The sequence below is a fragment of the Pseudomonas sp. TH04 genome, from assembly GCF_016651355.1.
GTDB lineage: Bacteria > Pseudomonadota > Gammaproteobacteria > Pseudomonadales > Pseudomonadaceae > Aquipseudomonas > Aquipseudomonas fluorescens.
This window is the reverse complement of record NZ_JAEKEA010000001.1, coordinates 186,615-204,124: the sequence shown is the minus strand read 5'-3', so window position 1 is coordinate 204,124 and position 17,510 is coordinate 186,615. Positions and strand designations below refer to the sequence as shown.

The following is a 17,510-nucleotide window of genomic DNA, read 5'->3' as shown; positions in this document are numbered from 1 at the left end:
CTCAACTCCTGCGCCCCCCCCCTTTCGGTATGAATTCACCCTCATGAAAGCTGTATGAGGCTATGAAGTTTCTCGCAGCATCGAGCTGTTCAGCAGGAATATCGGCAGCTGAACGAACGCCGAATGCTGAGTGAGTTTGCGACCAGATTTTCGCTGTTGCACGCCGCTGAGCAACAACTGGCAGGTTTGCTACCTTCCCCTTTACAACAGATCCAAGCATGTGAAAACCATCGGTGCCAATGGTCTGTCCGATGAGTGTCATGCCCTGGCCAGGGCTACGCTCGCTAACGGCGGCGCCCTCATTCCAGTAAGCCCAGAGAACGTCATCGCACTCATTTTGATACGCCAATACGTTCTCATGCAGATCGATTCGGACCTTGCTCGCATGGACGGACATCAACCAACCGGCCAGCTTGCGAAGTGGCAAGCATGACATTTCGTACGTTTTCCCATCGGAACCAGTTGTGGTCATCATGACCATAACTGACTTGAATCGGCCGGCCTGTAGCTTCCGGTACTGGGTCTTCCAATCCAGCCCCATGCCCTCAACAACCGGTTTCATTGGAACGTATGGATGACCGCCGTGCTCGACGAGCAAAAGCTTGGCTGCACGAAAAGGGATGACATTGGATTTCGCTACGGCTGTGCTAGTATCACTCATGACGATTTCTTCCTCGAAGTTGATCTCGTTAACCCCAACCTCAGCGCCGGCCAGCGCTGGGGTTTTTTTATGCCTGCTTGATTTGTTCATCTCGTTGCATCGCCTCCCTTAGCGCCTTCCCCACCAGCCAGTTCTGGCTGCGCTCCTCTTGCTGCGATTTCCTTTCCAGCCAAGCCTTAATTTCTGGCTCCGCACGAAAAATCACCTGCTGCATTTCTCTGACTTTCATATTCTCACCTTGTGCATCACCGTTGTTCATAACTCAAATGTATAACGGTGATGCATTGTCGTCAATACCACCGTGATGCATTCTTGACGAATGACTGTAAACTTTTTGTTTCGAGGTATTCGTGAGCCGCACCGATCCACAATTCAATCTCCGAATCCCAGAAGCCCTGCGTGATCAGGTTATGGCTGCCGCGAAAGAGAAAGGCCGCTCTGCGACTGCCGAAATACTTGCTCGGCTTGAGCTGAGTTTTATTGGTGAGGCGCCTCAGCAAGAGCTGATCCCAGCATCAAGAGCCAAGGAGATGGCGACGATTGCACGCCAGAGCGTTCCTAGCGTCGTGAAGAAGCGCGTACTGGACGGTATCAACCAGGCTGTTGCGATGGGCCATGCTTCTGCCCATGTTGACTTGAAGGACTTAGAGATTGAGGCGATGCCTGAGGCAGACATGAACGGCATCATGGAAGCCTTCACGAACTGGTTGGAAACAGCCGGATATCGAATTGAATGGGATGGTTCGGAGCATCTCTCCATCTGGTTTGACGACCTGTGATCTCCCCTCTAGAGCCGCTCGTTTGTTAACCACCGAATTTCGAGCGTTCGGCGCTTTCACCCACTTGCTCTGTGCCTCCTTAGCAATAAAGAAATATGGAATTTAATTCATGGATGCCACACCGAACAACCCTATTCAAAACAACCTACCCCAGGGAATCAAAGAGGCGGATTTACTAGAAGCAATAAAAAAATCTGGATACCCACTACAGACGAGAGTAGCGAAAAAATTAAGCGACCGCTTCAACCTCCATGAAGAGTGGTCATTCAAAGATAGGGACAGCGGCACTTTACGCGCACTCGATATCTTCGCCAATATGCCGCTAGTCGATTATAGCGCCCCCCAACCACGCACTTCGCCTCACCTAAGCATCTTATTGGAATGCAAACAGTCAGAACTACCATTCATATTTTTTGAAACTGAACACCCCGCCAGACTAACTGGCTTCCCTCCAATAGCAGGACTGAAAAGCCATAGCATTGAAATTGCAACTAACGAAGACCGTTCTGTATACATTTTTTCCATCTTAACAGCTCTGGGACTTAGCAATCACGACTTCATAACGCGCCCTCCTTTCTCCAACACCTTTAGCAAGTGCGGTCGTCGCGGAAGTTCACTGGAGCTTTCAGGAGAGGACGCATATAACAGCGTAGTCATGCCTCTAATAAAAGCGGCTACTCATTATGAGATTTCGGAATACCCCAAGCCGACATATCGATACTTTCAAGCCAAACTGACCCTTCCTGTCGCCGTATTGAGTGCTCCAATGGTGATTACAAGGTCAGACGGAGAAACTCAGTTCACTCCTTGGGTAAGAGTTACTCGCCATGAATATGATGGCGACAATTACGATCGCAACAAGAGCCGCTTTTGGGCCATTGATGTAGTTCACGAAGACTACCTGAGCACTTACCTCGACGAACATGCTCTACCTTTTGCCAGAGAATTCGCAGAAAAAGTTCTCAAGCACGACGAAGAGCTCGCGTCGTGTGAAGGATTCACAGAACAACTAGATGGCGATGTTTTTCGAATTGGCGTTAGTGCCTTGAAGCCCCGCCCAATCTCCAAAAAAGTATTTGGAGCATTCCGAAATTTTATAGAAAAGCTCGCGCATAACAGCATAAATATTAAATAGGTTCGGATTAGTTGGAGGATTTTTAGGGCAACACCCACTACCTTTATGTAAGTTTGATTCGCCCTCGCTCAGTACTTGACCTGGATTCAGACCTGCGAATATAAGGCGGGCATCCCAAGAAGATCGTCATTTGCGAAAAATGGTGTGGATAAATTCGGGTTAGCGGGCGCCAATATGGCACACCGCCTTCAACTTCACTTCACGTCCCGATGACGCAACACGAGGCGCTTTCGGCCAAAAGTGGACGCCCGGTGAAGCCCGTAGTGATGGTAAACCTGCCTTGTCGTTAAGCTTCAACGTTAAAGAAAATATAGGTTTACGATCTCCGTAACCCGGAGGCAGCTACCGGCTAGAAACACTCATCCAATTACTCCGCAGCCCGATTCCTTGTACAAAATCAATTCAGCCGCTGCATCGGTTTATTCGCGCTAGGCCTGGCCACGGCTACGCATGTATTCCATCAAACTCCGGTACTCAGGACGTTCAGCAAGATTCGCCTGCTGCTCTGCAATCGCCTCCATACAAAGGCGAAGTTCAGAAGACGGCCAACCCTGCTCGTCGACGACCGCAGCCAGCAGGCGTAACGCTGTTTCAGGGAAAACTGTGCAGAGACCTGATTCACAAAGCAGGTGGATGACATAGTGCATATGCTCGATGGGCACCAGCCAGTCGTAAATCGCATTCAGGACGTCAGGAAATTGTTTTCCGGCCGCTATGGACATCCGGACCAATGATTCAGCAATGTTGGATGTCACTAGGTCCCTAGATTTTGGCCAGATATGTTGCCAAAAAGGCAGGACCCGATTCTGCCAATACTCTTCCCGCTGTTCACCTGCCCCCTCCAGCGCTTGTGATAAAGCTTGAGCCGCCTCTTGTAACGCTTTCAGTGGAAACGTTGCAAAGGCCTCACGGAACTCCTCCCTGGCATACCCCTCAAGTGGACCTAAGGCTGCATAAGTGAAAATCGCCGCGAACTGTTCCCCGTGCTCACCCAGATCCGCATAATGGCGTGCAGTATCGAGAAACTCAGCTTTGAAGGCCAACAGAAGTGGACGGTACAGGCGCGGCGACCACAAGAAGCCTTCCCAGACCCTCATAGCCTCAGCAGGATTACGAGCCCAGCTAAAATGAGGAAGCAGATTTGCCCTTGTCCAAACCTCATCCACCCGGAACAGAGCAATAAGTCTTGAAGCAAGTAGAACCCTGCCATGACGGTATCGCTCCACTCCTGGGTCGCACAGCTCGGTGAAAATCTGCCCCATCCACCCTGGCAGACCACCACCATCGTTGAGGCCTGATCTCTCCCAAATATTCAACAAAGACTGGGTAACGTGCCCAATAGGGTGATTGATGGCTTCAGTGACTGGCTGATTGATCGGTTCACCATTACTGGTCATCCCCGTATCCGCTTCCAGGGGCAGTTGCATCACCCTACGAATAAGCCTCAAAAACAAATCCATATCTTGAAGTTCTGATTTGGATACCTCATCAAGCCAGCGAGTTACATAATGAATTATCTGCTCAAGGTCATTATCTGGCATCCTATTGATCCAAGGAGCAACATAACGCCATGATTTTCGAGCAATGCCTGATTCGCTCCATGCTTGGAAAGCTTCCCGCCACCTACTCACGAGCCATTGGCCCTCGTCCGCTAGATCACCCAAAGCATACAAGCTGTTGAGAAGGTGCTTTCGGCACACATCTCTCCAGGTGTCTTCATCGAAATACTCATCAGCTGCCGGGACATTTCGAAGCCATTGGACCAATGCTTCACGCTTGTATGGTGCAGGTTTGATTACACGCTGTTGCTGATAATCAGGGTCTCCGGTCCCACTCATCCAATGAGAAAACTCATCACTCTCATTGTCTGCCAAGCGTAGATGTGGGTAGGCTGCGGACAGAACATCAAGTCTTTGCTGAGCCTGATCACCCAGCACAAGCCCACCGTACTGAAGCTTCGCCAAGCCCCTCCAAACCGCCCGGTCTACGTGCTCCTGATAGCGATCATCTGTAATGTCTTCCCCGAAATTTGCTCTGGGAGGCCCGGCCAGAATCTGCGCCTCTAGCCTTGCTTGAGCAGCAAGCGGCAGCATGCGCCCTTGCAACACAAGCAGGCGGTAGACCTCGCGTTTAGTGGAGGTGGACCACAACCAATGACCATTCTCGACAAGTAGCCATTCAGCCCACTCATCAGCACGAATGGCGCCATCTTGGCTGGCTGCAAAGAACGCCAAGCGTTTGAAGGTTGGATAGGGAACCTCAAACCACCTGTGCGCAATCTTCGCCCCAGCCTCAGGATGTTCTCCGAAATTAGCCAGCCACGAATCCCGCAGCAGTTCCACGAGCACGACCCATTCGCGGATACCGCGATTCTGCCAGTGAGGACTGACAGACGGCAGATCCCAATATGAACGATCCTGGAAGGAATCGGCACTTCCCAATTCTTGCAAAAGATCCAACGCATCACGAACCAATGCCTGGAGATCCTCAAGCAGCAACGGTAAGACCGATGCCCACTCCGAACGAGACGACTCAGAGAGCGTGGATCGCACATGATCGGAGACTAAAACCAAATCCCAGTTCACCAGATCGCGCAGGTTTTTTGCTGAGACATCCTGGTCTTCTGAAAATCGAAACGGCCGGGAGATCGACACCACAGGCGAAAGCAGCTCCCTGAGTTGCAGTCGAAGACTGGCAGTCAGACCATCTCGCTTGAACCGCTCCAACCAGCTATAGAGGTCCAGGTCTCTCCAGGGCGACTTGATTCGTTCAGCCAGGAACAGTCCCCACAGCTTGCGCATGTGAAGCCCAGGTATCGCGTTAGGTGAGCTTTTGCGAAGCGCATCCAACTCAGTGGTGTTTCCTTCACTATGGAGCTTGGCAGTGCGCCCCAGTTGATCCTCAATAAGAAATGCAAGCCGCTCGTGGATACATCCGCCCCGCGCAGTAAGCCAAAGTAGAAGGTCTGGATCGTCGAGATGCCGAACAAGCCACCGAGCGATCTGGAACATCACATTATCCCAGTGACCCGTGCGCCCGCTTCCCAGCGTCATCGGCGCCGCTAAATGATAAGGCGAGGGCCTTTGAACCAGACTGAAGCTGAGCTTAGGATCTGGCTCAGCGTGACAAGGAACACCAAAACGCGCGAGATCTGAGTGGCAGTAGCGGGAATCACTAAAGGCGCCCAGTAGCCACTCCAAGGGCGGAGCAGGGTTGAAATCTGCAAACCGCCGCGCCGGCAGCCCTGACTTGTCAGAAAGCGCCCACAGCATGCGCCCCACGAAATCATCTTGCCGGGTGCTGGCCGAAGGCCTGGAGAGAGCATGGGTGGTTACGATCCGCTCCTTACCCGTGGTTCCGTCACTGTAAGTCTCGGCCCATACTTTCAGAGTCTGGTGCAGCCCCCTATGCGAGTTCGCGCCAGGCTGAATGTGGTACAGGACGGGAGAAACCCCTTTTGCTTTCCATTCATCGGTCTTCTGGCTTTCCTCTCCTAGCGCACAAGATCCGAACGCCCACGCCTGGGGGGTAACCTCTCCCAGCATTCTGTCAGCCGCCAATGCGTCCATCATGTAGCGCAGAACCGGGTCGCTGACACTGTACCCGACGAAGCAAACCACGTAGTTACGGAACAATTCGCTTACGAATCGGGCAGCCCAACGTTCAGTTAGGTAAGCAAGTCCAAAGTCACCGCTGGTGATGACCAGCCGGTTGAGTTCGGAAATGGTGGGTTTATCCGGCAGCTTGCCATGCAGGTAAACGACCCCATCCCATCGACTTTTTTTGGGAAGAGGAAGCATTGGGGCTGAGTAAGAATTGAAACGCTGTTTTGTACGCCGACCTGCGGCATCGAACACCCGGTCGAAGTTTGTGGTTACGAGACGCACTTCACCGGTCCGGCTCTTTCCCAATCTCAGCAATGCCGCATGCGTGTCAGTTGCGCCTTTGAGCCGAGTTTTGGGCTTGAGAGCCCGCGCCAAAGCCTCTCGAACAGCACCGCGCCCATTCGGCAAGCGACGCTCCAGTAGATCCAGCGTGGCATCGAACTGGTAGTTATCAAAAGCTTTCTGCTCTGCGCTATTAAAGGTGGTCGACGCTTCCTTGTAGATGAGCTTCACCAACCCTTTGAAATCCAGGAGCCCTGCCGGATATGAAACACCTGCCCCACAAAAGAAAATGACCCTGCCTTCTTCATGGGCCTGGAGCAGCTCATCAGGAATATCTGGACCGTTCGTTACAAATTGCATCCCTGCCCCACCTTGTATCTGATGGCGACAAGCCATCTGTTGACTCGTTGTGTATCACGGGTGGGGCCTTTACGCCATTTATCCTAATATAACGATAACAATTCTCTCTTGTTTGCCTTGATCTCACGACTGCTCTGGGTAGATCGCGGTCCTCGAACGACGGAAGCGGATAGACTCATCAGCATCAGATCACATGCCAGTTGCGTAAAAAACGTGACCCAATCCATGTATCCTCATTGGGAGCCGATTGCCGTCTTTCGCGAAGGTCAGCTTTGGGTCGAAAGTAGACGTCACCAATTTCGTCTGCCTGGCTAGGTGCCCCCTACCCTTGCTACATCCCGCAACACCTTGCAGGAGATTCACATGCTGCTCTCTTTGGTTTGGCGGGACTGTAGCACTGGCGGCACAAAAGAAGAATTGCCACCTGCAAGGAATTTCGATTAAGTTTGCACGCCAAGAATGGCTGATCGCCATAGGCACCCGTTTTTTTAATGGATAGAGAGTATCGAATGAGCGGTTCTAACTGGGTTGCAGCTGCATCTGTGCTTTTCACTTCCCTTACAGCAGGGTATGCAACTTACGAAAACAACCAGACAAACAGGGAGTTAGAAAAGCTCAAGCAGGAACACTTGATAACGCTTGAATCTATGAAATCGACACAAGAAAAAGATACAGCCCTGCAAAACAAAGTGTTTGAAGTTCGATCCCAATATTGCAATGAAGCAAAAAACTTATACAAAAATCTTGGCGATGCCGTGATTGCATACGGTGACAGGAACCTTGAAGTGAAAGCCGCAGCAATACCTGCAATAGGGAGACTCAAAATACAGACGATTGCATATCTCGACGACACAATTTACGACAACTACCAGAAAAAGACCGCAGAATCACCCGAGGCTGATAACAGCGCAATTGTTGCCGCACTGGCCACGCAACTTAGAAGATGCGCAACAATGAAACCTAGCAATTTTTAGAGTTCATCCTGATTGAGTGTCTTAGCACTAGCCGTGTCCTGTCATGCCAAGGACCGCCATAGACGATGATCTCGGACGGCCTGCCGTACAGGTGGTGCAGCAGGAATGGGCCGGGGCCGAAGGTTCCCGACTCTTCGTCAGGTAACGACGGATCAGTGCCCAGGTATATCCCGGCATGGTTCGGATGAACTGTCCGGCCGACCTGCATAACGATCAGGTCCCCACGTTGCGGTCGGTCGACACGCACAAAACCCGCAGCCTCGAAGTGCTGCTCGTACAGACTCGCGTTCTCCGCACTCTCCCACCAACCATCGGCGCGCTGAAAGGCCTCAAACTCGATCCCCCACTCCCGCAGGTACCAGTCAGCGCAGACCTGCCAGCAGTCCCATGCACCGTGCACGAACGGTCGCTCGAGCAGCGGCGTGCTGCCCGTGGGCGTTATCGTGCGCATGTCGCCCTCGGGCCACGACAAAATGTGCCAGGGCAAGGCAGTGGCCTCGCACATCGCCAAGTCATGCGGTGAAGGCCTGCTGGTTGCGTCCGGGTGGGAGTGAACGATGCCGATCACTTCGCCCAGGTCTTCCGCCGCGGCATAGTCCTGGGGATCAAGCCGGAACTCTTCGTTCGGCTCAGTAGCGATGTTCCGACACGGGAAGTACTTCTGGGACCGCCCGACGCCCAGCAGCAGGCCGCAGCACTCTTTCGGGTACTGCGCCGCCGAGTGCGCCTGGATGGCCGCGATGATGTGCTTGCGCATGGTCAGCTCCGGGCTATCAGCGAAACGGCGGGGAATCCACCGAATGAGAGTTCGTTGTTCTCGCCGAAGCGCAACTTGCAAGACGACAGGCAGCCCTTGCACTGGTCCAAGGCCGGATCATCAGTGGGATTATCCTCGTCGTCGAACATGGCCGCGCCGGTGTAGCCGCAGTCAGGCCCCCGGTAACCATTCGTCATGGCCCAGTGGCAGAAAGTCGTCATCTGCCGGCCGGGCAGTCCGTGGTTGTCGATCTCGCCAGGGGAAGACAGCTCCCAAATCACTGCCTCACCGTCCTCGCTGGTCTTCTGGTCGATGTACCAGATTTCCAGCGATTCCTGGGTCGGGTCAGCAGTTGGATTGCCGTCGGGGAAGTTCGCCGCATCCAAATACTGCGCCAGGGTCTCGCGGACCGTCAGCTTGAACTTCAGCATGTCCTCGAACGCCAGGCACAGCGCCGTCACGCGACCGTTGACGTTGCCAGCGACGAATGTCGGGCGAGTGGCTGTGCCGTCGCTGCTGGAACCGATGCCTTCAATTTGCACCGGCCAGGCCGCGTACTCGACGCCCTGCCACCAGATCGACTTCGCTGGCAGGTCCTCTTCAGATCCCTCGTAAGCCAGCAATTCCTCCGGTGTGTGCGGAATGGCGTGACCGTGAAAGCGCAGGTAATCGGCGCCGTACTCGGTACCGTCAATTTCGAACAGGCGAATCTCGCCGCCGGGCTCCAGTTTCTGGATGTCCGTGATCAGTGCCATGGGTCGTTATCTCAGGGGTGAAAGGTTTGCTGGAAGGTGGCGGTGATGGCGTAGACCTGGCCGCCTCGGTGAACAGGCTTGTAGCCGTTGCACTTGTAGAGCCCAAGCACGCCAAGTGGTGGCGTCCAGAGAAACGCCTTTGCCCCTTTGTGCTTGTCGAGGAACTTCCTGATCTCCAGGATTCGCGCGGCCATACCGGTAAACGTCACCGGCCAGGATTCCGACTGATTATTCAGTCCGTCCTCGACCGACTGCTCATAGCCATCGCCGAACTTTTTGGTCCGGACGCGCTGGTTAATCTCTCCTTCCGCGCCCTTCTCCGTTGCCCAGGTGAATCGTTCGATTGCCATCAGCGCCCCTTGATTGCTTTGTTGATGACGCCGCCCTGGCCCATGTCCTTGTTGCGCAGTTGCTGATATTTCTGCTCGACGAACACGGCCAGCTCCTTGCCGAACAAGTCATACCCGGGCGTGTCAGCAGTGGACGACGCATTGCCGTCACCGTCGATATGTACCTCGACATTGATTTGCGTTGCCCCCACCCCGCTGCCCCCCATGGCCATAACACCCAGCTTGCCGCTGGACGTGCGAGTCAAAGGCATGATCGCCTCCGCCCCAGCCTCACCCATGACCCCGGTTTTGCCGTTGGCCATGCCGAACGCCGTAGGCTTGCTGACGATGGAGTTGGTGAAGGCGCCGCCGTCGGCGAACATCTGTACACCGCCCGACCAGGCGCCACCCAAGGCTTGCGGGAAGTACGAGCCGGAATAGCCGCCAGCCGAGGCCCCAAGGTTTGAAGACGCGGCACCCGCAGACCCAGCCGCCAGTCCGTTGCCACCGGCCGCGCTACCACCGAGGTAACTCGCTGCCGAACCCACCAGGCTGCTCAGCAATGCTGAACTCGCCTGGCGTGTTGCAATGCGAGCCATATCAGCGAGAACCGACTTCGTGAAGTCAGCGAACGAGAACTTACCTGTCGTGGCGAAGTTGACGACCGCGTCTTCCATGGAGCTGAAGGCGTTGCCGAACAGGCTTTTCGTCTGCCCGGCGACGTTTCGTGCCGAGTCCAGGTAGTTATCCCACGCTGCTGTCGCACCTTTGGTCCAATCGCCCTGGGCGTTCTCCACATCCGCGTAGTTCTGCCGGATTTGGTCAGTGGCAGCCTTATTCGCGTCTGCGAGCGCCTGCGACTTACGCTTGAACTCTTCCTCCGACATGTTCCGCGACGGGTCAGACTTTTGGTTGGCCAGCTCCAGCGACTGCTGAGCAAACCGGTCTTGCTGGCTGTTCAGCTCGCCGCTGAGTGCGTTCTGGCGGTCACCCTGACCCACGCCGAGAACCGCGCGCTGGCCGGCAAGCTCCAGGGCTCGCTGTTGCTGGCCCAGAGCCTGCACGTAGGTGCTGATCGCGCGCTCTTGCTTGGCCAGGCGCCCGGTCTCGTTGGTCGCCAGGACTTCAAGCTGACTGTCAGCGTCCTTCTGCGCTTTGACCATCCCTGCGCGCGCGTCAGCGATCTTCTGGTCCAGCTGGATGCTCTGCGCGGCAGTGGTGGACTTCTTGCCCTTGGCGTCCTCCAGAGCGGATATCTCGGCCTCGTAGGCCGCCGTTACCTGGTCGCGCTCATTACCAATCAGGGCTTGGCGCCGTAACAGGTAGTCTGCCTCTGAAATAAGCCCAGACTTTTGCGCCGCGTCCAACTGCTTCTGGTAGTTTTTGTAGTCGGTAGCGATGGCCGCGAGGTTGTTCTTCGCGTCATTGAAGCCGGTCAGATCCACGCTGCCGGCAGCAACCGCGGGGTCTTTGTTCTTGTCTTTAATGTTTTGGATCGTCTTAGCCACATAATCTGGCTGGACGAGCGGACTGTCCGGGTTTGCTTTGCGGAGATTTTCGACTGACCGCTGGTAATCTTTGATCAGCTTATTGCGCTTCTCTGCATTGGTCAGGTTTGAATCGCTGATTGCCTTGAGCTTCTGCTCGGCCTCAATCCCTTCCTGCTGAACACGCACCTGATCCTCTTGAGCTTTGGTTCGCTGGCCGCCAACAAAGACCATAAGCTGAAGCTGATACAGTTCCTTCTCAGAAGCCGCGAGTTTCTTTTTGGCGTCGGTGTCATCCGGATCAGCTTTGAGCACGCTTCGAGCATAAGCCGCACTTTGGGTAAGCTCAGCGATCCTTTTGGCCGGACCTTCATCGCGACCAATATTTTTTATCGCGTCGAGGGACTTCTTGGCCTCATCCGTGATGCCTTTCCACGCCCTTTCGATAGTGCCAAGGTTCTGAGTGATCTCACCAGCCCTGCCCTTTACGGTGTCGGCGTAAGTGTCGGTCAAGAGCTTCGCTGCACCAATGGTGTCGCCCTGCTCCTTAAGCGCAACAATCTGTGAATAGACCGAGGCGGTCAGGAAGTGATACTGATCATTCAGAGACTTCGCAGCAGCAACTGGATCCTCAGCAATCTTGACGAACTCAGCTACCGTCGCGTCTACAGACTTCCCCGTCGCTTTCTCCATCGCCAAGGCGGCTTCTGAAATTTCAACGAAACTCGCACCCGCAATCTTTCCATTGCCTGCCAGCGTCGACAGCACCTCTGCGGCCTGGCCAGTAGTACCGACCGTTGCGCTGATCTGACGCGCCATATCGCTCAGTTGGCCCGCACTCACACCGGCGTAATTGCCTGTGAGGATCAGCGCCTTGTTGTAGTTATCTTGCTCCTCACTGCCTTGATGGTAGGCGTATGCAAGACCGCCTACGGCTGCGGTAGCCAGAGCCAGCGGTGTCAGGATGGCAAGCAAGCCAACAGCCCCTGCACCCGCGCCAGCGCCCAACTGAGCCACGGCGCGAACACCACTACCCCAGTCGCCCGAAGACAATGCATTGCCCAACTGAACAACGTTTTCCTGAGCTTGCCGAGTGCCCAGGCGCAGCTTGTCAAAACCGGTATTGGTTTTTTCGAGCTTTGCGTAATCCTTATCGATATTGCTCAGGGCTTTGTTGTAATCCTCCTGGCTCAAGCGCCCAGCATCCAGATGTTTGCCCAGTTGCTCTACCTGGGTATCCAGCTTGGCCAGGGCCGCGCGAGCCGGGTCGATGGCACCCAACAGACTGTTAAGGGCCTTCTGCTCATCCATGGCCGACTTGGCCAATGCAACTTGCTGCTTGTCGAGCTGCGCGGAGATCTTCGCCGCCTCAGCCTCGCCATAGGCGCCAGTCTTGGTCAGCTTGGCGAGTGCGTCACGCTGCTTTGCCAGGTCCTGCGTGGTTTTGGCGTTGGTAGAAAGCGATTTCTCCAGCGCCTGCATTTCGCTCATCAGCGAAACAGCGGACTGCTCGGCCCGGCCGCCGGCCTTCGCCATTTCATCCAGGCTCGTTTTCGCCTGGACTGCATCGGCCGAGTCGATCTTGACGCCGAGTTCTGCAATGTTCATCGACTCACCTTGAATAAGCGCCCGTGGTTACGGGCTGTTTTCCCTTTCCTCCGCCATGACGCGCAAGGCTTCGCCTTCCAGCACCTGGAGGTCAGGAAAGATTTGAGCGAGTTTCTTTTTCTTGATGCCGAGAAAGCCGGCCACATCGCGGATGCAGTTGTAGTCGAGACCGATCGCGCCGCCGGCACCAGCACGCCATTGCGTCGACATCCTGTTGAATAGGTAAAGCGCTGGCCAGTTGCAGGGCCATACCTCGGTCACCTCTTCAAGGTCACCCGGGGAAAGCCCAAACAGACCCATCAGTTCAGCAGGTGCCGCCGGCGCGTAGAGTGCACGGGCGGCGTCTGTCAGTTTCCCAGGCGGGCCTGGCTGAATGCGTTCTGGTAGGCGTTCACAACTGCCTCAGCAGCGCCCTGGCAGGACTTCACCAATGCCAGGATGCTCTTATCGTCGAACTTGTCATCGAAGCCCCAGCCGACCACCAGGTCCTTGATCTGCTGCGCTTGCTGCTCAGTGTCAGCGGCTACGATTTCGGAAAGCGTAGGCTTATCGCCGAGGGCGGCCTGTGCCTCGTCGCGCTTCAGGGTCCATTCATCGAACAAGGCGGCAAGCCCTGGACGATCCCGATACTTGAAGGTGAACTCGATCTTCTCGGGCTCGCCCCCAACGATAGGGATCGACACGAAGGCCTTGAACGTCGGGTTCTGGGCGATTCTGATCTTTGCCATGGGTTATGCCACCGCAGTCAGGTAACGGGTCGGCTCGGCCTGCAGCGCCAGGTTGACGGTGCGCGTCAACAGGTTGTTGCGGGAGACCGCCGGCTGCTTGGAGAACGACGTGTAGGTGCCGTACAGCAGGGTGTCATTGCCGGGCAGGTTGAGCCGCGCTGCTTCAATCTGCTTGCCGGCGTCAGCTTTCAGCAGAACGCTGTTGAATGCCTGCGCCGGGTCGTCAGCGATGGTCAGCACCATGCTTGCCGCCGATTTATCGGTGGGGATCTGTTTGCCCTGGTCATCCTCGAGGAACACCACATCCAGGTAGTTCTGTTCGCCGCCGGAGAAGGCAACGTCGGAGATCTGCGGGATCTGCACCCAGGTCAGCACTTTGCGCATAGTTCCTGCACCGCCTGCTGCCGGGAAAACCTGAGTATCGGTGGTGTCGATACCTTCCAGGGTGATAGCCGTCGCGGTGGCCGACTTCACGCGTACAACCTTGCTATCCAGCTTGCTCCAGCCGGACGTGAGCAGAACGATATCGCCGGCAGAAATGGTGCCACCTACAACAGTAGCCACCGCCTCGCTCGCATTGCTGATGGCAGCGAACGGAAGTGCCGCGCCGTAGGTTGCGGCGTGCTGGAAGGTGCCGCCGTTCGGGAGTTTGTAGCCCATGGGTGTTTCCTCTTTGCAGATGTGAAAAAACCCGCTCAATGGCGGGTTCTTGGGATTGCCCAATGGGCGAATTATTTGGCGGTTCCGTTATTCAGGATTACGGCAGTCTTGATAAGCCTCAAGAGGCAGCCCAGATTTTGAACCAATGACGACGCCGGTAAGGCCGCAGGAAGGACAACAGGCATGCTTTTCCAGATACCACTTCGTAATTTGACTCGGCGTAGACCATTCCCCGCACGCAGTACAGATGCACCTGTCGCTGGCAATAATCTCGTCGCGGTTGTTCCAGGCGTGATCATCTGCCGACTCATCCAGCCACTGTAATCGCGCTTTTGTATCTTCATCCATGGTGACGCCCCTACCTACCCATTTACATGGAGCGATTCTAGCGCGAGCCGCTCAATTGGTGTCGGCTCGGTACAAGAACGAGACTGGAACGGTGTAGGTGGAATCACCGGTGATGCCAGGGCCCGGGTCGACTGGCGACATGGTCGCCACGGTGACCGAGCCCTTCGTGTCCCTGGCGTATAGCGGGAACAAGCCGACCAGCTCGACCGCAATGGGGTTCGTCTTGGTCTTCCCAGTGCCCGCCGGCGCGATGATGCTTACCTGGAACACTCCGGTGAACAGCCGGTGATCGCCGCCGAGCGTGTTGCTCGCGGTGTCGCCCGGGATAGTGAAGGCTCGCAGGTAGGTCTCGCCCGCCGCCGGAGTGTAGGCCGTGTTCTCGAACACGATCTTCAACTTCTCCGACCTGGCAGCGTTCCAGGCGACCAGCTTTGCCTCGTAGATTGAAGCGATGATTGCGTGACTCATACCTGGTTGTTCCTGATGGCCTCCAGCACGATCTGCTGGAAGCGAGCCACAGTTACCCGGACCATGCCGCCAGGGGCCTGGGTGGAATGGCCGAACTCCAGCGGAATCGCGTAGGGCAAATTATTGATGATGTAGGCCATCTGGCCGGCAGTGAAGTCGCTCATCGCGGCTACCAGCGCCGCGGTAGTCTCGGCGCCGCTTGGGTCCACCTCGTCGAAGGTGACGTTCTCGACCATGCCAAGCGAGATGTGCCAGTTCGCACGGAACCTGCCGCCGACGTAGCCCTCTGGCGCCTTGATGTCCATGCCGTCGTTGAGCTTTCGGCCCTTCTTGAGCCTACCGCCCTTCGTGAGGTTGTCCGGATCGCTACGCAGCCCGCTGTTGTGATCGTCGACGGCCTTGTTGTACTGGGTCGCCACAGCGTTTTGCGCCCAAATCTCCGGGTTACCCACGGGGGACATCCGGATCAGGCTGCTGCCGACCTCGATGATAATTTCACGCACGCTGGCATCGATGGCTTCACCTGTCTGAGCGGCGAACTCGGCCAGGCTCAGGGCGAAACTGCCGGACTGGCCAGCGCCTGCCCGACTCACGACCGCACCTGCAGCTCATACAGGATCGCCGTACCGGCAGGGTTGACCTCTTTTAGCGGAGGAACGATTGACCAGGTGCGGCCCTGGGCAACCACTTTGTCGAGCAGGCCGGGCACCCAGGCCAAGCCCTGCGCGGCGATCTTGAGCTTCTTGTCGCCCTGCCGGATGAGGCTGTTGTTTTGGAATTCGATACCGGTGAAATCGAGCAGGATGCCTTGGGCGATCTGCTCGATGGTTGCACCAGGCGCTTCCCCACCCGTCTCCGGGTCGTACTCGCCCGGCTCAGTTTTACTGATGGTCACGGGCTGGCCGAACTCTGTGATCATCTCCATAGCCATCACGGCCATTTCGTCGTAGAAGGCCATGATAGCTCTCACAAGAAAAAACCCGCTAATGAGCGGGTTTAGGGGAATTGGCTTCAGCCGTTTGCGAGGGTCACTTTCGTGAATCCCCGACCTTTTAGTTCATCGAGTATCGCTTCGACAGTGGCTTCCGACAAAGTCACCTCTGCATCTGCCTCATTTCCCACTTCATGCAATACAGAGCCGTCAGAGTCCGCAAACAGTATGTCGTTTAGTTTTTTCCAGCTTTCAGGCTCGGGCTTGTGAACCCCGCGCTCGTACAGGCTAACCGTGCCGTAATGGAACCCGGCAGCTAATGACAGCTGACGCTGACTCATATTTTTCCCAACCCGCGCTTCGCGGAGAGCGGATACGAAATTTGGACTTTGAGCGTTCGGCAACATTGTCTATCTCCAAGAACAGTAAGAGTTTTCGCACGATACTCTCTTACTAGTAGGAGAGCAACACTTACTCACACTCTTACCGCAAACAACCCACGCTTTTGTAGATAGTCGGCAAATTGCGTTGCGCTCGGCCGATCCGGCGCCGCCGGCAACAGCCGATTGCTGGTGGACGGGATAGCCGCGTACTGCCGCGTTACCGCGCCCTCAACACGATCAAGCAGCACCGCCCCCTTCCGCTTCTCCACGGGGTCGACATCGTCCTGATGAATCTCAGCGGCCAGGGCCATCTGGCCGTACTGGATACGCGCCGGCAGGTAGTTGTTCGGCTTGATCTCGTGGTCCAGCAGCACTTCCCGGCGCGGCCAGGACAGTCCCTGCTCGCTATTCGTCTTGCGCCCTTTCCAGGTCATGCCATCCATTGCCAAGGCTGCCCGGCGCAGCAAAGCTTCCTGCTCGAGAACGTCTGCGGGGATGACCGTGCCGAACTTCATGGCGTACATGACCAGGTCCTCGGCGCTCGCGTAGCTTTCTGCGTCAGGCTTGCCGGTGCCGTCCTCGATGATGAGTGTCATGCGTCAGCTCTCTAGAATGGTTTGTAGATTGGTCGCCGGATCACCGACAGCCCGCAGCATTACTCCTTGGGCAGATCAGCGACGAGCTTTTCCAGGGATTCTTTGGAGGCGTTTGCCCGATATTGGACCTTGGCTTCGTCGAGCGTTGCTTTCAGCGCCGCGACTTCACCGGCCTCATCGGCCGGCGGCGTGAGGGCAGCCTTCTTCAGCGCTTCAATCTCGCCGCGCAGTGCGTCGACAGTCAAGGCTAGGCCGTCACGCTCAGAGGTCAGCTCACCAACCGAGGCATGGATGGTGCCCAGCACTTCAAACAATCGCAACGCCAGCTCCCCGGACTCCGGGCGGTGAATCTCACCCACTTCCAAGCCCCCAACAAGGATCTCGATCGATCCCTTTTCAGCACGCAAAGCCGAGATGACTTTTTCCAATTCGGCCTGATGGGCCGCGCCAACAATCTGCACGCGCTCGGCTTCTTTCACCGACACGTCGATGCCGACCGCTTCATACGCTTCGACCACGCTCGGCCAATCGCCAATCACCAGCACACTGGTCACACCGGCTTCGGGCTTATCGAAGTGTTCCGGGTTTCGGTAACGCTTCTCCGGATCAAAGCCGTTCAGCTGGTTGCTGTAAGTCAGTTCCATGTGTTTCTCCAGGGCGGCCA

The 17,510-nt window shown here is 55.8% G+C and carries 20 protein-coding genes; 3 read left to right on the top strand and 17 right to left on the bottom strand.

The window, feature by feature from the left end:
- Window position 1 precedes the first annotated feature (1 nt).
- Together JFT85_RS28360 and JFT85_RS00875 are read right to left on the bottom strand one after the other, a co-directional pair.
- Window positions 2-751, bottom strand: a complete 750-nt coding sequence (locus JFT85_RS28360) for a phage antirepressor N-terminal domain-containing protein (protein ID WP_242486512.1) — start codon at window positions 749-751, stop codon at window positions 2-4.
- Window positions 729-890 carry a hypothetical protein gene (locus tag JFT85_RS00875; protein WP_201228843.1) on the bottom strand — a complete coding sequence of 54 codons (162 nt, stop codon included), beginning with the start codon at window positions 888-890 and terminating at the stop codon, window positions 729-731. The genes JFT85_RS28360 and JFT85_RS00875 overlap by 23 nt, the downstream gene beginning before the upstream one ends.
- A gap of 121 nt (window positions 891-1,011) precedes the next feature.
- Here JFT85_RS00875 and JFT85_RS00870 point away from each other — a divergent pair, with 121 nt between their 5' ends.
- Together JFT85_RS00870 and JFT85_RS00865 are read left to right on the top strand one after the other, a co-directional pair.
- Window positions 1,012-1,440, top strand: coding sequence for an Arc family DNA-binding protein (locus JFT85_RS00870; protein ID WP_201228842.1), 429 nt, complete (start codon window positions 1,012-1,014; stop codon window positions 1,438-1,440).
- A 109-nt stretch (window positions 1,441-1,549) separates the two neighbouring features.
- Complete coding sequence (locus JFT85_RS00865) at window positions 1,550-2,575, top strand: hypothetical protein (RefSeq protein WP_201228841.1); 1,026 nt, start codon at window positions 1,550-1,552, stop codon at window positions 2,573-2,575.
- 428 nt (window positions 2,576-3,003) lie between these two features.
- Here the strand turns inward: JFT85_RS00865 and dsr1 are convergent, their stop codons facing one another.
- On the bottom strand, window positions 3,004-6,822 hold the full coding sequence (dsr1, locus tag JFT85_RS00860) for an anti-phage defense-associated sirtuin Dsr1 (RefSeq protein WP_201228840.1): 3,819 nt from the start codon (window positions 6,820-6,822) through the stop codon (window positions 3,004-3,006).
- A 509-nt stretch (window positions 6,823-7,331) separates the two neighbouring features.
- Here dsr1 and JFT85_RS00855 point away from each other — a divergent pair.
- Window positions 7,332-7,796: a hypothetical protein gene (locus tag JFT85_RS00855; RefSeq protein WP_201228839.1), complete on the top strand. Its 465-nt coding sequence runs from the start codon at window positions 7,332-7,334 to the stop codon at window positions 7,794-7,796.
- Here JFT85_RS00855 and JFT85_RS00850 read toward each other — a convergent pair.
- From JFT85_RS00850 to JFT85_RS00785, 14 genes are all read right to left on the bottom strand, one after another.
- Complete coding sequence (locus tag JFT85_RS00850) at window positions 7,783-8,553, bottom strand: C40 family peptidase (RefSeq protein WP_201228838.1); 771 nt, start codon at window positions 8,551-8,553, stop codon at window positions 7,783-7,785. The genes JFT85_RS00855 and JFT85_RS00850 overlap by 14 nt on opposite strands.
- A 2-nt stretch (window positions 8,554-8,555) precedes the next feature.
- Complete coding sequence (locus JFT85_RS00845; protein ID WP_201228836.1) at window positions 8,556-9,308, bottom strand: phage minor tail protein L; 753 nt, start codon at window positions 9,306-9,308, stop codon at window positions 8,556-8,558.
- An 11-nt stretch (window positions 9,309-9,319) separates the two neighbouring features.
- A complete protein-coding gene (locus tag JFT85_RS00840; protein ID WP_201228834.1) occupies window positions 9,320-9,658 on the bottom strand; it encodes a phage tail protein in 339 nt (112 codons plus the stop codon).
- A complete protein-coding gene (locus JFT85_RS00835) occupies window positions 9,658-12,732 on the bottom strand; it encodes a phage tail tape measure protein (RefSeq protein WP_201228832.1) in 3,075 nt (1,024 codons plus the stop codon). Before JFT85_RS00835 ends, JFT85_RS00840 begins: the two co-directional genes overlap by 1 nt.
- Before the next feature lie 27 nt (window positions 12,733-12,759).
- Window positions 12,760-13,032: a DUF1799 domain-containing protein gene (locus JFT85_RS00830; RefSeq protein ID WP_201228830.1), complete on the bottom strand. Its 273-nt coding sequence runs from the start codon at window positions 13,030-13,032 to the stop codon at window positions 12,760-12,762.
- 47 nt (window positions 13,033-13,079) lie between these two features.
- Window positions 13,080-13,460, bottom strand: a complete 381-nt coding sequence (locus JFT85_RS00825) for a phage tail assembly chaperone (RefSeq protein WP_053256732.1) — start codon at window positions 13,458-13,460, stop codon at window positions 13,080-13,082.
- 3 nt (window positions 13,461-13,463) lie between these two features.
- Window positions 13,464-14,120 (bottom strand): phage tail protein, encoded by a 657-nt coding sequence (locus JFT85_RS00820; RefSeq protein ID WP_201228829.1) that lies wholly within the window; start codon window positions 14,118-14,120, stop codon window positions 13,464-13,466.
- 87 nt (window positions 14,121-14,207) lie between these two features.
- Window positions 14,208-14,468 (bottom strand): hypothetical protein, encoded by a 261-nt coding sequence (locus tag JFT85_RS00815; protein ID WP_080673241.1) that lies wholly within the window; start codon window positions 14,466-14,468, stop codon window positions 14,208-14,210.
- A 51-nt stretch (window positions 14,469-14,519) separates the two neighbouring features.
- Window positions 14,520-14,936 (bottom strand): phage tail terminator-like protein, encoded by a 417-nt coding sequence (locus JFT85_RS00810; RefSeq protein WP_201228827.1) that lies wholly within the window; start codon window positions 14,934-14,936, stop codon window positions 14,520-14,522.
- Window positions 14,933-15,529 (bottom strand): hypothetical protein, encoded by a 597-nt coding sequence (locus JFT85_RS00805; RefSeq protein WP_201228825.1) that lies wholly within the window; start codon window positions 15,527-15,529, stop codon window positions 14,933-14,935. Before JFT85_RS00805 ends, JFT85_RS00810 begins: the two co-directional genes overlap by 4 nt.
- Window positions 15,526-15,894, bottom strand: a complete 369-nt coding sequence (locus JFT85_RS00800) for a hypothetical protein (RefSeq protein ID WP_201228823.1) — start codon at window positions 15,892-15,894, stop codon at window positions 15,526-15,528. The genes JFT85_RS00805 and JFT85_RS00800 overlap by 4 nt, the downstream gene beginning before the upstream one ends.
- Before the next feature lie 53 nt (window positions 15,895-15,947).
- Window positions 15,948-16,274, bottom strand: coding sequence for a helix-turn-helix domain-containing protein (locus tag JFT85_RS00795; RefSeq protein ID WP_201228820.1), 327 nt, complete (start codon window positions 16,272-16,274; stop codon window positions 15,948-15,950).
- A 68-nt stretch (window positions 16,275-16,342) separates the two neighbouring features.
- Window positions 16,343-16,846, bottom strand: coding sequence for a DnaT-like ssDNA-binding protein (locus JFT85_RS00790; protein WP_201228818.1), 504 nt, complete (start codon window positions 16,844-16,846; stop codon window positions 16,343-16,345).
- 59 nt (window positions 16,847-16,905) lie between these two features.
- Window positions 16,906-17,490: a hypothetical protein gene (locus tag JFT85_RS00785; RefSeq protein ID WP_201228817.1), complete on the bottom strand. Its 585-nt coding sequence runs from the start codon at window positions 17,488-17,490 to the stop codon at window positions 16,906-16,908.
- Between the last annotated feature and the right edge of the window lie 20 nt (window positions 17,491-17,510).

Coding starts and splice junctions, on each gene's coding strand:
- JFT85_RS00815 (WP_080673241.1), bottom strand. CDS start 14,468: ATGGATGAAGATACAAAAGCGCGATTACAGTGGCTGGATGAGTCGGCA.
- JFT85_RS00850 (WP_201228838.1), bottom strand. CDS start 8,553: ATGCGCAAGCACATCATCGCGGCCATCCAGGCGCACTCGGCGGCGCAG.
- JFT85_RS00795 (WP_201228820.1), bottom strand. CDS start 16,274: ATGTTGCCGAACGCTCAAAGTCCAAATTTCGTATCCGCTCTCCGCGAA.
- JFT85_RS00820 (WP_201228829.1), bottom strand. CDS start 14,120: ATGGGCTACAAACTCCCGAACGGCGGCACCTTCCAGCACGCCGCAACC.
- JFT85_RS00800 (WP_201228823.1), bottom strand. CDS start 15,894: ATGGCCTTCTACGACGAAATGGCCGTGATGGCTATGGAGATGATCACA.
- dsr1 (WP_201228840.1), bottom strand. CDS start 6,822: ATGCAATTTGTAACGAACGGTCCAGATATTCCTGATGAGCTGCTCCAG.
- JFT85_RS00835 (WP_201228832.1), bottom strand. CDS start 12,732: ATGAACATTGCAGAACTCGGCGTCAAGATCGACTCGGCCGATGCAGTC.
- JFT85_RS00840 (WP_201228834.1), bottom strand. CDS start 9,658: ATGGCAATCGAACGATTCACCTGGGCAACGGAGAAGGGCGCGGAAGGA.
- JFT85_RS00865 (WP_201228841.1), top strand. CDS start 1,550: ATGGATGCCACACCGAACAACCCTATTCAAAACAACCTACCCCAGGGA.
- JFT85_RS00855 (WP_201228839.1), top strand. CDS start 7,332: ATGAGCGGTTCTAACTGGGTTGCAGCTGCATCTGTGCTTTTCACTTCC.
- JFT85_RS00785 (WP_201228817.1), bottom strand. CDS start 17,490: ATGGAACTGACTTACAGCAACCAGCTGAACGGCTTTGATCCGGAGAAG.
- JFT85_RS00830 (WP_201228830.1), bottom strand. CDS start 13,032: ATGGGTCTGTTTGGGCTTTCCCCGGGTGACCTTGAAGAGGTGACCGAG.
- JFT85_RS00845 (WP_201228836.1), bottom strand. CDS start 9,308: ATGGCACTGATCACGGACATCCAGAAACTGGAGCCCGGCGGCGAGATT.
- JFT85_RS00825 (WP_053256732.1), bottom strand. CDS start 13,460: ATGGCAAAGATCAGAATCGCCCAGAACCCGACGTTCAAGGCCTTCGTG.
- JFT85_RS28360 (WP_242486512.1), bottom strand. CDS start 751: ATGAACAAATCAAGCAGGCATAAAAAAACCCCAGCGCTGGCCGGCGCT.
- JFT85_RS00790 (WP_201228818.1), bottom strand. CDS start 16,846: ATGACACTCATCATCGAGGACGGCACCGGCAAGCCTGACGCAGAAAGC.
- JFT85_RS00875 (WP_201228843.1), bottom strand. CDS start 890: ATGAAAGTCAGAGAAATGCAGCAGGTGATTTTTCGTGCGGAGCCAGAA.
- JFT85_RS00810 (WP_201228827.1), bottom strand. CDS start 14,936: ATGAGTCACGCAATCATCGCTTCAATCTACGAGGCAAAGCTGGTCGCC.